The 14086-nt window shown below is 72.1% G+C and carries 12 protein-coding genes; 6 read left to right on the top strand and 6 right to left on the bottom strand.

The genetic code is table 11. From position 1 onward, the window contains the following. The first annotated feature begins 103 nt into the window (after window positions 1-103). Window positions 104-1153, top strand: coding sequence for an endonuclease/exonuclease/phosphatase family protein (locus ABT232_RS04635; protein WP_351835816.1), 1050 nt, complete (start codon window positions 104-106; stop codon window positions 1151-1153). Window positions 1154-1296: 143 nt separating this feature from the next. Beyond that, window positions 1297-2517 (top strand): MFS transporter, encoded by a 1221-nt coding sequence (locus ABT232_RS04630; protein ID WP_351835813.1) that lies wholly within the window; start codon window positions 1297-1299, stop codon window positions 2515-2517. 91 nt (window positions 2518-2608) lie between these two features. Here the strand turns inward: ABT232_RS04630 and ABT232_RS04625 are convergent, their stop codons facing one another. Together ABT232_RS04625 and glnA2 are read right to left on the bottom strand one after the other, a co-directional pair. Then, window positions 2609-2833, bottom strand: a complete 225-nt coding sequence (locus ABT232_RS04625) for a hypothetical protein (RefSeq protein WP_351835811.1) — start codon at window positions 2831-2833, stop codon at window positions 2609-2611. A 109-nt stretch (window positions 2834-2942) separates the two neighbouring features. Next, the gene (gene glnA2, locus ABT232_RS04620) at window positions 2943-4304 is read right to left on the bottom strand and encodes a gamma-glutamylpolyamine synthetase GlnA2 (protein WP_351835808.1); all 1362 of its coding nucleotides are present in this window, start codon (window positions 4302-4304) and stop codon (window positions 2943-2945) included. A 345-nt stretch (window positions 4305-4649) separates the two neighbouring features. Between glnA2 and ABT232_RS04615 the strand changes: the two genes are divergently transcribed. The 3 genes from ABT232_RS04615 (at window position 4650) to ABT232_RS04605 (ending at window position 7843) form a co-directional block, all read left to right on the top strand. Then, complete coding sequence (locus tag ABT232_RS04615; RefSeq protein ID WP_351835805.1) at window positions 4650-5315, top strand: thioredoxin-like domain-containing protein; 666 nt, start codon at window positions 4650-4652, stop codon at window positions 5313-5315. Between the two features lie 91 nt (window positions 5316-5406). Beyond that, a complete protein-coding gene (locus tag ABT232_RS04610; RefSeq protein WP_351835803.1) occupies window positions 5407-6030 on the top strand; it encodes a DUF305 domain-containing protein in 624 nt (207 codons plus the stop codon). 58 nt (window positions 6031-6088) lie between these two features. After that, complete coding sequence (locus ABT232_RS04605; protein ID WP_351835801.1) at window positions 6089-7843, top strand: NAD+ synthase; 1755 nt, start codon at window positions 6089-6091, stop codon at window positions 7841-7843. Window positions 7844-7891: 48 nt separating this feature from the next. Here ABT232_RS04605 and ABT232_RS04600 read toward each other — a convergent pair whose 3' ends face one another. Together ABT232_RS04600 and ABT232_RS04595 are read right to left on the bottom strand one after the other, a co-directional pair. Continuing rightward, complete coding sequence (locus ABT232_RS04600) at window positions 7892-8341, bottom strand: VOC family protein (protein ID WP_351835798.1); 450 nt, start codon at window positions 8339-8341, stop codon at window positions 7892-7894. Next, window positions 8341-8877: a pyridoxamine 5'-phosphate oxidase family protein gene (locus tag ABT232_RS04595; protein ID WP_351835796.1), complete on the bottom strand. Its 537-nt coding sequence runs from the start codon at window positions 8875-8877 to the stop codon at window positions 8341-8343. The genes ABT232_RS04600 and ABT232_RS04595 overlap by 1 nt, the downstream gene beginning before the upstream one ends. A gap of 138 nt (window positions 8878-9015) precedes the next feature. Here ABT232_RS04595 and ABT232_RS04590 point away from each other — a divergent pair, with 138 nt between their 5' ends. Further along, window positions 9016-12012 carry a bifunctional [glutamine synthetase] adenylyltransferase/[glutamine synthetase]-adenylyl-L-tyrosine phosphorylase gene (locus tag ABT232_RS04590; protein WP_351835794.1) on the top strand — a complete coding sequence of 999 codons (2997 nt, stop codon included), beginning with the start codon at window positions 9016-9018 and terminating at the stop codon, window positions 12010-12012. 28 nt (window positions 12013-12040) lie between these two features. Here the strand turns inward: ABT232_RS04590 and ABT232_RS04585 are convergent, their stop codons facing one another. Continuing rightward, a complete protein-coding gene (locus ABT232_RS04585) occupies window positions 12041-12910 on the bottom strand; it encodes a phosphatase PAP2 family protein (RefSeq protein WP_351835791.1) in 870 nt (289 codons plus the stop codon). 131 nt (window positions 12911-13041) lie between these two features. Beyond that, window positions 13042-14076 (bottom strand): LacI family DNA-binding transcriptional regulator, encoded by a 1035-nt coding sequence (locus tag ABT232_RS04580; RefSeq protein WP_351835788.1) that lies wholly within the window; start codon window positions 14074-14076, stop codon window positions 13042-13044. Between the last annotated feature and the right edge of the window lie 10 nt (window positions 14077-14086).

Here is a 14086-nt window from a genome sequence, read left to right as displayed (position 1 = left end):
CCCCGTACGGCCGTCATGGGACGGCAGGATCGGAGCCGATCATCCCCTAGGGTCGTAGGTCACGGGGGACGACGGTGTGCACGGCAGGTAGCGAGGCGACGGTATGGCGCAGCAGGCGTACGTGACGGAGACGGACGGCGGCGGCTCGGGACCCGAGCGCCGGGGATCCGGCCTACGGCGCCTGGCGAACCGTCTCGTCAGCGGCTGGCGCGGCGATCCACGGATCTGGCGCCGCGGGCTGGTGGTCGCCGCCCTGGCCGTGCTGCTCGCCCTGGTGATGCTGACGCACGCGCACATCCCCAACCGCTACGGCAACCTCGGCAGCCTCATCGAGACGTTCCTGCCCTGGCTGGGCCTGTTCGTGCCGGTGCTGCTCCTCGCGGGCTTCGTGCGCCGGTCGGCGAGCGCGCTGATCGCGGTGCTGGTGCCGGCGATCGTCTGGCTCAACCTCTTCGGCGGGCTGCTCTCCGACAAGGCCTCCGTCGGCGGTGACCTCACGGTCGCCACGCACAACGTGAACGCCGACAACGCCGACCCGGCCGGCACCGCCCGCGCCGTGGCGGCGTCCGGCGCGGACGTGGTGGCCCTGGAGGAGCTGCGGGCCTCGGCGGTGCCGACGTACGAGAAGGCGCTGGCGTCGACGTACCCGTACCACTCGGTGCAGGGCACGGTCGGGGTGTGGAGCAAGTACCCGCTCGGCGGGATCGCGCCGGTGGACATCAAGCTGGGCTGGACCCGCGCCATGCGGGCCACCGTGACCACCCCGAAGGGGCAGATCGCGGTGTACGTCGCCCATCTGCCGTCGGTGCGGGTGAAGCTGGAGGCCGGGTTCACCGCGCGGCAGCGGGACACCAGCGCCGACGCGCTCGGCGAGGCCATCGCCGCCGAGCGGCTGGAGCGGGTGATCCTGCTCGGCGACCTCAACGGCACCATGAACGACCGCGCGCTCAACGCGGTGACCTCGCAGATGCGCTCCACGCAGGGCGCGGCGGGCAGCGGCTTCGGGTTCAGCTGGCCGGCGTCGTTCCCGATGGCGCGGATCGACCAGATCATGGTCAAGGGGGTCGAGCCGCTCAGTTCCTGGACGCTGCCGGAGACGGGGAGCGACCATCTGCCGGTCGCGGCGCGGGTGAAGCTGTCCACAACGTCCTGACGGGGGCCGGGGAACACGGGGCCGGGGAATACGAGGCTCGGGAATACGGGGCGAGGGCGACTTTGTTCCGCTCTTGAACATACTATGGGGGCAGCACCCCGCTCCCCTCGCTCCCCAGAACGCCCCGGAAAGGCAAGGTCCCCATGCCCCTGGCCCTGCTCGCGCTGGCCATCGGCGCCTTCGGCATCGGCACGACCGAGTTCGTGATGATGGGCCTGCTGCCCGATGTCGCGGCCGACCTGCACATATCCATCCCCAGTGCCGGACACCTGGTCTCCGCGTACGCCCTCGGCGTCGTCATCGGCGCCCCGCTGCTCGCCGCGGTCACCGCCCGCATGTCCCGCCGCGCGGTCCTCATCGGCCTCATGGTGCTGTTCGTGGCGGGCAACGCCCTCTCCGCGTTCGCCCCCGACGAGCACTACCTGCTGGCCGCCCGCTTCCTCAGCGGCCTCCCGCACGGCGCCTTCTTCGGCGTCGGCGCGGTCGTCGCCACCACCCTGGTCGCGCCCGAGCGCAAGGCCCGCTCGGTCTCCCTGATGTTCCTCGGCCTGACCGTCGCCAACATCGCCGGCGTCCCCGCCGCCACCCTCGTCGGCCAGCACCTCGGCTGGCGGGCCGCCTTCCTCGGCGTCAGCGTGATCGGCCTCGCGGCGATCGCCTCCCTCGCCGCGCTGATCCCGCACGACCGCACCCAGGCCCCCTCGGCAGGACTGCGCGGCGAACTGGCCGCCCTGCGCTCCCTCCCCGTCTGGCTGGCCCTCGGCACCACGGTCGCGGGCTTCGGCGCCCTCTTCGCCGCCTACAGCTACATCACCCCGATGCTCACCGACTCCGCCGGCTATGCCGGGTCCAGCGTGACCGTGCTGCTGGCGCTGTTCGGCGTGGGCGCGACGGCCGGCAACCTGCTCGGCGGGCGGTTCGCCGACCACGCGATGCGCGCCACCCTCTTCGGCGGCCTGCTGGCCCTGGCGACGGTGCTGGCCGCCTTCCCGCTGCTGATGGCCACACCCTGGACGGCGGCCCTCGCGGTGGCCCTGCTCGGCACGGCCGCCTTCGTCACCGGCTCACCGTTGCAGCTGATGGTCATGGAGAAGGCCGCCGCGGCCCCCTCCCTCGCCTCCTCCGCCAACCAGGCCGCCTTCAACCTCGCCAACGCGGGTGGCGCCTGGATCGGCGGTCTCGCCCTCGCCGCCGGCTTCGGCGCCACCTCGCCGGCGCTCGCGGGCGCGGTCCTCGCGGTACTGGGCCTCGCGGTCGCGGCGGTCGCCCACGCCGTCGACCGGCGCCGCGCCGCACCGAGCACGGGCCGGAAGCGGCTCGTGGCGGGCGGAATGCCGGCGGAACCGGAGCGCGTACGGAGCTGAACCGCCGCTCGGGGCACGGGAATGCCGCGGCTCCTCCACGCCGCGGCACTGTCCTCCTCGTGTCACCCGCCGCCTCGCGCGACGGAACGGATCAGTTCTGTCCAGGCGGAGCCTGGCCCGCCGGGTTCTGGTTCTCGGACTCCTGCGTGAGCCCGCCGCCGTTGCAGGTGGGCTGCTGGCCTCCTGGCTGGTTCCCGCCGCCGTTGGTGCACTGGGTGTTCACCGGTGTGATCTTGGCGTCGGCGACTCCCGCCGTACCGAGCCCCAGGGCCACCACCGCGGCACCGGCGCCGAACGCCGTGGCAAGCCGCTTCACGGTCAGTCTGCGGGCCGGCCATGGTCGCCGGACAAACGCGAGGGGCCGACGGTCACCGACCGTCGGCCCCTCTGTGCCGTTCCAGCGGGACACCCGCCGTGACCTGCCCCTACAGCACCGGCAGATTCTTCCGCAGCTCGAACGCCGTGACCTCCGAGCGGTACTCCTCCCACTCCTGCCGCTTGTTGCGCAGGAAGAAGTCGAAGACATGCTCTCCGAGGGTCTCGGCGGCCAGTGCGCTGCCCTCCATGAGGGTCAGGGCCTCGCCGAGGTTCTGCGGGAGGGGCTCGATGCCCATCGCGCGGCGCTCGGCGTTGGACAGCGCCCACACGTCGTCCTCGGCGCCCGGCGGAAGCTCGTACCCCTCTTCGATGCCCTTGAGGCCGGCGGCCAGCAGGAGGGCGTAGGCCAGGTACGGGTTGGCCCCGGAGTCCAGGGAGCGGACCTCGACGCGGGCCGAGCCGGTCTTGCCGGGCTTGTACATGGGGACGCGGACCAGCGCGGAGCGGTTGTTGTGGCCCCAGCAGATGTAGGAGGGGGCCTCGCCGCCCGCGCCGGCGGTGCGCTCGGAGCCGCCCCAGATGCGCTTGTAGGAGTTCACCCACTGGTTGGTGACCGCCGAGATCTCCGCGGCGTGCTTGAGCAGGCCCGCGATGAAGGAGCGGCCGACCTTGGAGAGCTGGTACTCCGCGCCGGACTCGTAGAACGCGTTGCGGTCGCCCTCGAAGAGCGAGAGGTGGGTGTGCATACCCGAGCCGGGGTGCTCGGAGAAGGGCTTCGGCATGAAGGTCGCCTGCACCCCCTGCTCCAGCGCCACCTGCTTCATGACCAGGCGGAACGTCATGATGTTGTCCGCCGTGGACAGCGCGTCCGCGTACCGCAGGTCGATCTCCTGCTGGCCCGGCGCGCCCTCGTGGTGGGAGAACTCCACCGAGATGCCCATGGACTCCAGCATGGTGATCGCCTGGCGGCGGAAGTCCATGCCGATGTTCTGCGGGGTGTGGTCGAAGTAGCCGGAGTTGTCGGCCGGCGTCGGGCGCGAGCCGTCGAGCGGCCGGTCCTTCAGCAGGAAGAACTCGATCTCCGGGTGCGTGTAGAAGGTGAAGCCCAGGTCCGAGGTGCGGGCCAGGGCGCGCTTGAGCACGTACCGCGGGTCCGCGAAGGACGGGGAGCCGTCCGGCATGAGGATGTCGCAGAACATCCGGGCGGTGCCGGGGGCCTCCGCGCGCCAGGGCAGGACCTGGAAGGTGGACGGATCGGGCTTGGCGATCATGTCGGACTCGTAGACCCGGGCGAAGCCCTCGATCGCGGAGCCGTCGAAACCGATGCCCTCGTCGAAAGCCTGCTCCAGCTCGGCCGGGGCCACGGCGACGGACTTGAGGAAGCCCAGCACGTCCGTGAACCACAGGCGTACGAACCGGATGTCGCGCTCCTCCAAGGTCCGGAGCACGAACTCCTGCTGCTTGTCCATCTTCCGCTTCCCCATCCTTGCTGGTCAGGCCGCCTGCCCCGCGCACCACCGGGAGGCGGTCGGGCACCTGAGCATCCCACCACAACACCATTTCATGCGCGTTGCGGACCTTGATCGGCCGGCCGACCCCGGTCTGAACGGCTCGGGTACGGCAGGTGTACGGCTCTGGAGCCCATCTTGCCTGCTCGAACCGACATCCGTAACGGGCGTTCGGCCCGCCGAGGCGCCGCAGGTGGATCGGGCCATTCCACGGGCCATTCCTGTGACCTCCCTACGAGACCGGCCGGGTTCCCCATTACGATCAGCGCACCCGACCGTCACTCGTTCCCCAGAAGGGCCGGCCCCATGGGTTCCGCCAAGAACAAGAGCAGTGCGGCGCGCCAGGCGCGCATAGCCGAGATGCGGCGTGCCGAGCAGAACCGCGAGCGCCGCAACCGGATCCTCACCGTCGCCGCGAGCGTGGTGATCGTCGCCGGTCTCGTCGTCGGCGGCGTCGTGCTGGTGCAGTCGCAGTCCGACGACTCCGACACCGCGGCCGGCGACGGCAAGACCACGGGCAAGTTCGTCACCGGCTCGGACGGGGTGCGCACGTGGGAGGGGACGCTGTCCCGCAACCACGTCACGAAGGACGTCAAGTACCCGGTGGAGCCCCCGGTCGGCGGTGACCACCACCAGGCGTGGATGAACTGCAACGGGGACGTCTACACCGAGGAACTGAACAACGTGAACGCCGTGCACTCGCTGGAGCACGGCGCGGTGTGGGTCACCTACAGCAGCAAGGCCTCCAAGGCCGACGTCGACAAGCTGGCCGAGAAGGTCAAGAAGACGCCGTACACGCTGATGAGCCCGAACGACAAGCAGGCCGACCCGATCGTGCTGACGGCGTGGGGCCACCAGCGGACGGTGACCGGCGCGGACGACCCGAACGTGGGCAAGTTCTTCGAGAAGTACGTGCAGGGCGAGCAGACCCCCGAGAAGGGCGCCGCCTGCACGGGCGGACTGCCCCAGTGAGGGGACGGGCACAGTGAGGCACGGAGCGAGGCGGACGCGGTGAGGCACGGAGCGGGGCGGGCACAGTGAGGCGCGGAGCGGGGCGGGCCCGGTGAGGCAGACGCAGGCGTGCTGGATCGCGGGCGCCGCCGCGGCGGCCCTCGTCGCGGCCGGCGCGATCACCTACGCGGTGGCCTCGGACGGCGGCTCGGACGCGGTGCCCGCCGCCGACTCCGCGGACGCCGGGTTCGCGCGCGACATGGCGGTCCACCACCAGCAGGCGGTGGAGATGTCGTACATCGTGCGCGACCGCACCGACGACGAGGACGTGCGGCGCCTCGCGTACGACATCGCGCAGACCCAGGCCAACCAGCGCGGCATGCTGCTGGGCTGGCTGGACCTGTGGAAGCTGCCGAAGGTGTCCGCCGAGCCGCCGATGAGCTGGATGGGCATGGGCGACGCCCCGTCCAAGGGCGACGGCTCGCTGATGCCGGGCATGGCGACCGACGACGAGATGGCGAAGCTGAGCGAGCTGAACGGCAAGGCCGCCGAGGTCTGGTTCCTCCAGCTGATGACGGACCATCACAGGGGCGGCATCCACATGGCCGAGGGCTGTCTGTCCGCCTGCGCGGTCGAGGTGGAGAAGGACCTCGCGCGGGGCATGGCCGAGGCGCAGCAGTCGGACATCGATCTGATGGCGGACCTGCTCGCCGAGCGGGGCGCGAAGGCCCGCTGAGCGGCCCGGAACTCGGATCGCCACCCCATCGCGTCGTTTTGACGATTACACTGGGCGCGTGCCTCAACTACGTCTCGCCCTGAACCAGATCGACTCCCGCGTCGGCGACCTCGGCGGGAACGCCGAGACGATCGTGCGCTGGACCCGGCACTCCGCCGAGCGGGGAGCGCACCTCGTGGCGTTCCCCGAGATGGCGCTGACCGGCTACCCCGTCGAGGACCTGGCGCTGCGCTCGTCCTTCGTCGAGGCGTCCCGCGCGGCCCTGCGCGCGCTCGCCGCCCGCCTCGCCGAGGAGGGCTTCGGCGAGCTGCCGGTGCTCGTCGGCTATCTCGACCGCAGCGAGACCGCGCAGCCGAGGTACGGCCAGCCGGCCGGCGCCCCGCGGAACGCGGCGGCGGTGCTGCACCGCGGCGAGGTGGCGCTCACCTTCGCCAAGCACCACCTGCCGAACTACGGCGTCTTCGACGAGTTCCGCTACTTCGTGCCCGGCGACACCCTGCCGGTGCTGCGGCTGCACGGCGTCGACATCGCGCTCGCCATCTGCGAGGACCTGTGGCAGGACGGCGGCCGGGTGCCGGCGGCCCGCTCCGCCGGGGCCGGGCTGCTGCTCTCCGTCAACGCCTCGCCGTACGAGCGGGAGAAGGACGACACCCGGCTGGAGCTGGTCCGCAAGCGGGCCCAGGAGGCCGGCTGCACCACCGCCTACCTCGCCATGACGGGCGGACAGGACGAGCTGGTGTTCGACGGCGACTCGATCGTCGTCGACGCGGACGGCGAGGTGGTGGCCCGCGCGGCCCAGTTCGCCGAGGAATGCCTGGTCATCGACCTGGACCTGCCGGCCGCGGCAGCGGACGCGCCGACCGGCGTGGTCGACGACGGGCTGAGCGTCGACCGCCTGGTGCTCTCCGAGGAACCGGTGCCGGCGTACGAGCCGCAGTACACCGGCGGGTACGCCGAGCGGCTGGACGACGACGCGGAGGTGTACGCGGCACTGGTCGTGGGCCTGCGCGCGTACGTCCTCAAGAACGGCTTCCGGTCGGTGCTGATCGGACTGTCCGGCGGAATCGATTCGGCGCTGGTCGCCGCGATCGCCTGCGACGCGGTCGGCGCACCGAACGTGTACGGCGTGTCGATGCCCTCGAAGTACTCCTCCGAGCACTCCAGGGGCGACGCGGCCGAGCTGGCGCGGCGCACCGGGCTGAACTTCCGCACCGTCCCCATCGAGCCGATGTTCGACGCCTACATGGGCTCCCTCGGCCTGACCGGACTCGCGGAGGAGAACCTCCAGTCCCGGCTGCGCGGCACCCTCCTGATGGCCCTCTCCAACCAGGAGGGCCACATCGTGCTCGCCCCCGGCAACAAGTCCGAGCTGGCCGTCGGCTACTCGACGCTGTACGGCGACTCGGTGGGCGCGTACGGCCCCATCAAGGACGTCTACAAGACCTCCGTGTTCCGCCTCGCCACCTGGCGCAACAAGGCGGCCGAGGAACGCGGCGAGACCCCGCCCATCCCCGAGAACTCCATCAGCAAGCCCCCGAGCGCCGAACTGCGGCCCGGCCAGGTGGACACCGACTCGCTGCCGGACTACCCCGTCCTGGACGCCATCCTGGCGCGCTACGTCGACCGCGACGAGGGCGCCGACACCATCGTCGCCGCCGGCTTCGACGCCGACCTGGTCACCCGGACGCTGCGCATGGTGGACACCGCGGAGTACAAGCGCCGCCAGTACCCGCCGGGCACCAAGATCTCCCCGAAGGGCTTCGGCAAGGACCGCCGCCTGCCCATCACGAACAGCTGGCGCGAGACGGGCTGAGCCCCGACTCCCCACGACACCGACCGGGCCGCGGAACGGGCGGTGCCCCTACTGCTGCTGCTTGCGGGCCAGCTCCGCCAGTACCTGGTACAGCGGTTCCGTGGCCCGGCGGCGGTACTCCTGGATGGCCCAGCCGTTGCCGTCCGGGTCGTCGAAGTACATGAAGGTGGCGCCGTCGTCCGGGGCGTACTGGACCGGCTCGGAGATCTCCAGGCCCCGTTCGACGAACTCCGCGCGGGTCGCCTTGATGTCGGCGACGCAGAGCTGGAGGCCCTGGTAGGAGCCGGGGGCGGGCTTGGGGCCGCGGGTGAGTTCCCAGACGCTGTCGCCGAGGGCGATGGAGCAGCCGGAGCCGGGCGGGGTCAGCTGGACGATGCGCATGCCCGGCATGACCTCCTGGTCGATGTCGACGTGGAAGCCGACCTTGTCCCGGTAGAAGTCCCGGGCCCGGTCGATGTCGCTCACGGGCAGCGGGATCACTTCGAGGGTCAGGTCCATCACGAGACTCCTTCGTCGCCTGCCGGTTGGAACCGCCACCGCGTCTGGCTGAACGGCTCCCCCTTACCGAAGCCGAAAACCGTGCGCGGCGCCACCCTGAAGACGAGGGCCCGTCCGGCGCCGTGGTGGAAGCAGCCGTCCCGCACCTCGAAGTGCCAGAACGCGCCGTACTTCGCCTCCCACGCGGCCGCCAGCTCGCGCAGCCGCCCGTCGTCGCCGACGCGGGCCGCCGCGCCCTCCACCACCAGGTCGTACCCCTCGTTCCAGGTGTTGGTGCCGGTGGTCAGCACCACCTGCGGGTTGGCCGCCAGGTTGCGCGCCTTGCGCTCCCGCGGCCCGGTGCAGAAGTGCAGCGCGCCGGCCGACCAGACCGCGGGCAGCGGTGTGACATGCGGACGTCCGTCCGGACGTACCGTCGAGATCCAGAACAGCTCGGCCGCGGCGAGCAGGGCCTCGGCCCGCGCCCAGGGGATCGCGGTGGCCGTCTCGTCGCTGTACCGGGGGTCGAGCCGGGTGTGCGGAGGTGCGCCGGTCATGAGGGGTCCTTTCCACGCTCACGAGTGCAGACTCCGTCCACCCGTCGAACTCATCGCCGCCCGCGGCACACACTCCGGTTAGGCTCGGCTCGTACGACAGTGATCTCGTACGACGTCGATCCGGACGGGAGGCCTGGGATGACGGCGCCGGGGCGCAGGAGCAGTACCTTCACACGGCTGCTGCGGCACGGTTTCACCGACGCCTCGGCCGCCGAGCGCCTGCTGGACAGCCCGGAGCTGGCCCCCGTGCGCAACGATCCGGTGCTGCTGGAGGCGCTGGGCGCCACCGCCGACCCCGATCTGGCCCTGCACGGCCTGCTGCGGCTGCTGGAGGCGCAGCAGACCCCCGCCGCCCGCCGGGAGCTGCTCGACACGGTGATAGCGGCCAAGCCGCTGCGCGACCGCCTGCTCGGCGTGCTGGGCGCCTCCGCCGCGCTCGGCGAGCACCTGGCCCGGCACGCCGGCGACTGGCAGGCGCTGGTCATGTACGAGCCGCGCGACCTGCATCCCGGTGTGGAGGAGTTCGAGCGCTGTCTGGGCGGGGCGGCCGACCCGGTGGAGCTGCGGGTCGCCTACCGGCGCTGTCTGCTGTCCATCGCCGCACGCGACGTGTGCGGCACCACGGATGTCGCCCAGACCGCCGCCGAGCTGGCCGATCTCGCCACCGCCACCCTGCGCGCCGCGCTGCGCCTGGCGGCGGCGGACGCGCCGGAGGACGCCGCGGTGTGCCGGCTGGCGGTGATCGCGATGGGCAAGTGCGGCGGCCACGAGCTGAACTACGTGTCCGACGTGGACGTCATCTTCGTCGGCGAGGCCGTGGAGGGCGCCGACGAGGCCAAGGCCCTCAAGGCCGCCACCAAGCTCGCCTCGCACCTGATGCGGATCTGCTCGGAGACCACCGTCGAGGGGTCGATCTGGCCGGTCGACGCCAATCTGCGCCCCGAGGGCCGCAACGGCCCGCTGGTACGGACCCTCAGCAGCCATCTCGCCTACTACCAGCGCTGGGCCAAGACCTGGGAGTTCCAGGCCCTGCTCAAGGCCCGCCCGGTCGCCGGCGACCCGGAGCTGGGCGAGAGCTACGTGACCGCCGTGGCGCCGCTGGTGTGGCAGGCCGCGGAGCGGGAGAACTTCGTCGCCGACGTGCAGAAGATGCGCCGGCGGGTGGTGGAGAACATCCCGGTCGCCGAGGTCGATCGCGAGCTGAAGCTCGGCCCCGGCGGCCTGCGCGACGTCGAGTTCGCCGTCCAGCTGCTCCAGCTGGTGCACGGCCGCGCGGACGCCTCGCTGCGCAGCGGCACCACCCTGGACGCCCTGCGCGCGCTGGCCGCCGGCGGGTACGTGGGGCGCGCGGACGCGACCCAGCTGGAGGACGCGTACCGCTTCCTGCGCCTGATGGAGCACCGCATCCAGCTGTACCGGCTGCGCCGCACCCACCTGGTGCCCGAGGCGGAGGACGACCAGCGCCGCCTCGGCCGCTCGCTGGGCCTGCGCACCGACCCGGTGGCCGAGCTGAACCGCGAGTGGAAGCGGCACGCGGCCGTGGTGCGCCGGCTGCACGAGAAGCTGTTCTACCGGCCGCTGCTCGACGCGGTCGCCCAGCTCGCGCCGGGCGAGGCCCGGCTCAGCCCGGAGGCGGCCCGCGAACGCCTGGTCGCCCTCGGCTACGCCGACCCGGCCGGCGCCCTGCGGCACCTGGAGGCGCTGGCCTCCGGCGTCACCCGCAAGGCCGCCATCCAGCGCACCCTGCTGCCGGTGCTGCTCGGCTGGTTCGCGGACTCCGCCGACCCGGACGCCGGTCTGCTCAACTTCCGCAAGGTGTCCGACGCGCTCGGCAAGACACCCTGGTACCTGCGGCTGCTGCGGGACGAGGGCGCCGCCGCGCAGAACCTCGCCCGGGTGCTGTCCGCCGGCCGGCTCGCCCCCGATCTGCTGATGCGCGCCCCGGAGGCGGTGGCGCTCCTCGGCGACGGCGACGGCGGCGGTCTGGAACCGCGCTCCCTGGCCCACCTCGAACAGGAGATCGTGGCCGCCGTCGGCCGCGCCGGGTCCGCCGAGCAGGCGGTCACCGCCGCACGTGGCGTGCGCCGCCGCGAGCTGTTCCGTACGGCCGCCGCCGACATCGTCGGCTCCTACGGCACCGAGGACCGGCCCGCCGAGGCCGATCAGGGCGCCCTGGTGGACCGGGTGGGCGCCGCGGTGTCCGACCTGACGGCCGCGACCCTCGCCGGGACGCTGCGCGCGGTGGTGGACGGCTGGGGCGGGACGCTGCCGACCCGATTCGCGGTCATCGCCATGGGCCGCTTCGGCGGCCACGAACTGGGTTACGGCTCCGACGCGGACGTGCTGTTCGTGCACGAGCCGCGCGACGGCGTCGACGAGCGCGAGGCCGCGGAGGCGGCGAACCGGGTCGTCTCCGAGATGCGCCGGCTGCTCCAGATCCCCAGCGCCGACCCGCCCCTGCTGATCGACGCCGATCTGCGGCCGGAGGGCAAGTCCGGGCCGCTGGTGCGCACCCTGAAGTCGTACGAGGCGTACTACCGCCGCTGGTCCCTGGTCTGGGAGTCCCAGGCGCTGCTGCGGGCCGAGCCGGTCGCCGGGGACGAGGACCTGGGCCGCCGGTTCATCGAGCTGATCGACCCGCTGCGCCATCCCGCGCGAGGGCTCGGCGACGACGCGGTCCGAGAGATCCGCCGGCTGAAGGCCCGGATGGAGTCCGAGCGGCTGCCCCGCGGCGTCGACCCCAAGCTGCACGCCAAGCTCGGACCGGGCGGCCTCTCCGACGTCGAGTGGACCGTCCAGCTCCTGCAGATGCGGCACGGCGCGGCCCACGAGACGCTGCGCACCACCCGTACCCGTGAGGCGCTGGCCGCGGCGCGTGAGGCCGGTCTGATCGGCGCCGAGGACGCGGCGACCCTGGACGAGGCCTGGGTCCTGGCGACCCGGGTGCGCAACGCGGTGATGCTGGTCAGGGGCCGGGCGGGGGACACCTTCCCGTCGGATCCGCGGGAGCTGGCCGCCGTGGGCCGCTATCTCGGCTACGGCCCCGGTCATGTGGGCGACATGCTCGACGCGTACCGCCGTACGACGCGGCTGGCGCGGGGTGTGGTGGAGGAGCTGTTCTACGGGACGGTGTGAGAGCCCGGCCGCCCCGCCGGCGGCGTGGTCAGGCCACGGTCTGGCGGGCCGGCCGTGGCGGGGCCGGCCTCGGCAGGCTGTGCGGCAGGGCGCCGTACCAGACGCGGGCCACGCCGTAGCCGAAGGAGAGGCAGAGGATGCCGCCCACCGCGTCCAGCCAGAAGTGGTTGGCGGTGGCGACGATGACGACCAGGGTGACGGCCGGGTAGACCAGGCCGAGGATCCGCACCCACGGCACGGTGGCCAGCGCGAAGATCGTCAGGCCGCACCACAGCGACCAGCCGATGTGCATCGACGGCATCGCCGCGTACTGGTTGGACATGTTCTTCAGATCGCCGGACGCCATCGAGCCCCAGGTCTGGTGGACCAGGACGGTGTCGATGAAGTGGCCGCCGGTCATCAACCGGGGCGGTGCGAGCGGATACAGGTAGTAACCGACCAGGGCCACACCGGTGGTGGCGAAGAGCACCGTGCGGGTCGCCGCGTAACGGCCGGGGTGACTGCGGTACAGCCACACGAGGACACCGAGCGTCACCACGAAGTGCAGCGTCGCGTAGTAGTAGTTCATGCCCACGATCAGCCAAGTGACCGCGTTCACCGTGTGGTTGACCGACTGCTCGACGGCGATGCCGAGCTGCTGCTCGGCCTTCCAGATCCAGTCCGCGTTGCGCAGCGCCTCCGCCTTCTGCTCCGGCACGGCGTTGCGGATCAGTGAGTACGTCCAGTAACTCACCGCGATCAGCAGGATCTCGAACCACAGCCGGGGACGGCGCGGGGTGCGCAGCCGGCCCAGAACGCTTCGCGGGGTCTGCCCCGTTTCGTCCGCCGCTTCGGCCATGACGGGCTGCGGAACGGCCTCTTCGCGGCCTTCCAATGTCGTCACGGTCGTCTCACCCATGGGCACAGAGTCTGCCAGAAAAGCGTTCCCCCACCGATCATCCCCTGGTCGGGTGAGGGCCGCATGTTGTACGCCGGCCGGACACCCGCCCGTACTGCGCGCGCAGGGCGCCCGGTCCGGTGTCCTCCGCCCTAAGGACGATTTCGGTCCCCAGGGGCCGAAGCGGTCGAACCGCGCACCACCAGCTCCGGCATGAACACGAATTCGCTGTGCGGCGCCGGCGTCCCGCCGATCTCCTCCAGCAACGTGCGGACCGCGGCCTGCCCCATCGCCGGCACCGGCTTGCGCACGGTGGTCAGCGGCGGATCGGTGAAGGCGATGAGCGGGGAGTCGTCGAAGCCGACGACGGAGATGTCCTTGGGCACGTCGAGGCCGAGCTGGCGGGCCGCGCGTATCGCGCCCAGCGCCATCATGTCGCTCGCGCACACGATGGCCGTGCAGTCGCGGTCGATGAGCGCGTGCGCGGCGGCCTGGCCGCCCTCCAGGGTGTACAGCGAGTGCTGGACCAGTTCGGTCTCGACCTCCTCGGCCGCCAGCCCCAGCTGGTCCTGCACGGCCCGGACGAAACCGTCGATCTTCCGCTGTACCGGCACGAACCGCTTCGGGCCGAGCGCGAGCCCGATCCGGGTGTGGCCGAGCGAGACCAGGTGCGTGACCGCCAGCGTCATCGCCGCGCGGTCGTCGGGGGAGATGAACGGCGCCTGCACCTTCGGCGAGAAGCCGTCGACGAGGACGAAGGGAACGCCCTGCGCGCGCAGCTGCTCGTAGCGCTGCATGTCGGCGGTGGTGTCCGCGTGCAGTCCGGAGACGTAGATGATGCCGGCGACCCCGCGGTCCACCAGCATCTCGGTCAGCTCGTCCTCGGTCGAGCCGCCGGGGGTCTGGGTGGCCAGCACCGGGGTGTAGCCCTGCCGGGTCAGCGCCTGTCCGATGACCTGGGCGAGGGCCGGGAATATCGGGTTCTCCAGCTCGGGCGTGATCAGGCCCACCAGACCGGCGCTGCGCTGCCGCAGCCGCACCGGACGTTCGTAGCCCAGTACGTCGAGCGCGGCCAGCACCGATTGGCGGGTGGTGGCGGCGACGCCAGGCTTCCCGTTGAGGACGCGGCTGACGGTCGCTTCGCTCACCCCCGCCTGCGCAGCGATGTCCGCAAGCCGTGTGGTCACAGGGTGGGAC

Origin of the sequence: Streptomyces sp. NPDC001532 (assembly GCF_040298625.1) — a bacterium.
Lineage (GTDB): Bacteria > Actinomycetota > Actinomycetes > Streptomycetales > Streptomycetaceae > Streptomyces.
This window is presented reverse-complemented; position numbering and strand designations above follow the sequence as displayed.

What these genes read in the sequence shown, in the direction of transcription:
- ABT232_RS04635 (WP_351835816.1), top strand. Translation starts at nt 104, where the DNA reads ATGGCGCAGCAGGCGTACGTGACGGAGACGGACGGCGGCGGCTCGGGA.
- ABT232_RS04630 (WP_351835813.1), top strand. Translation starts at nt 1,297, where the DNA reads ATGCCCCTGGCCCTGCTCGCGCTGGCCATCGGCGCCTTCGGCATCGGC.
- glnA2 (WP_351835808.1), bottom strand. Translation starts at nt 4,304, where the DNA reads ATGGACAAGCAGCAGGAGTTCGTGCTCCGGACCTTGGAGGAGCGCGAC.
- ABT232_RS04615 (WP_351835805.1), top strand. Translation starts at nt 4,650, where the DNA reads ATGGGTTCCGCCAAGAACAAGAGCAGTGCGGCGCGCCAGGCGCGCATA.
- ABT232_RS04600 (WP_351835798.1), bottom strand. Translation starts at nt 8,341, where the DNA reads ATGGACCTGACCCTCGAAGTGATCCCGCTGCCCGTGAGCGACATCGAC.
- ABT232_RS04595 (WP_351835796.1), bottom strand. Translation starts at nt 8,877, where the DNA reads ATGACCGGCGCACCTCCGCACACCCGGCTCGACCCCCGGTACAGCGAC.
- ABT232_RS04590 (WP_351835794.1), top strand. Translation starts at nt 9,016, where the DNA reads ATGACGGCGCCGGGGCGCAGGAGCAGTACCTTCACACGGCTGCTGCGG.
- ABT232_RS04585 (WP_351835791.1), bottom strand. Translation starts at nt 12,910, where the DNA reads ATGGGTGAGACGACCGTGACGACATTGGAAGGCCGCGAAGAGGCCGTT.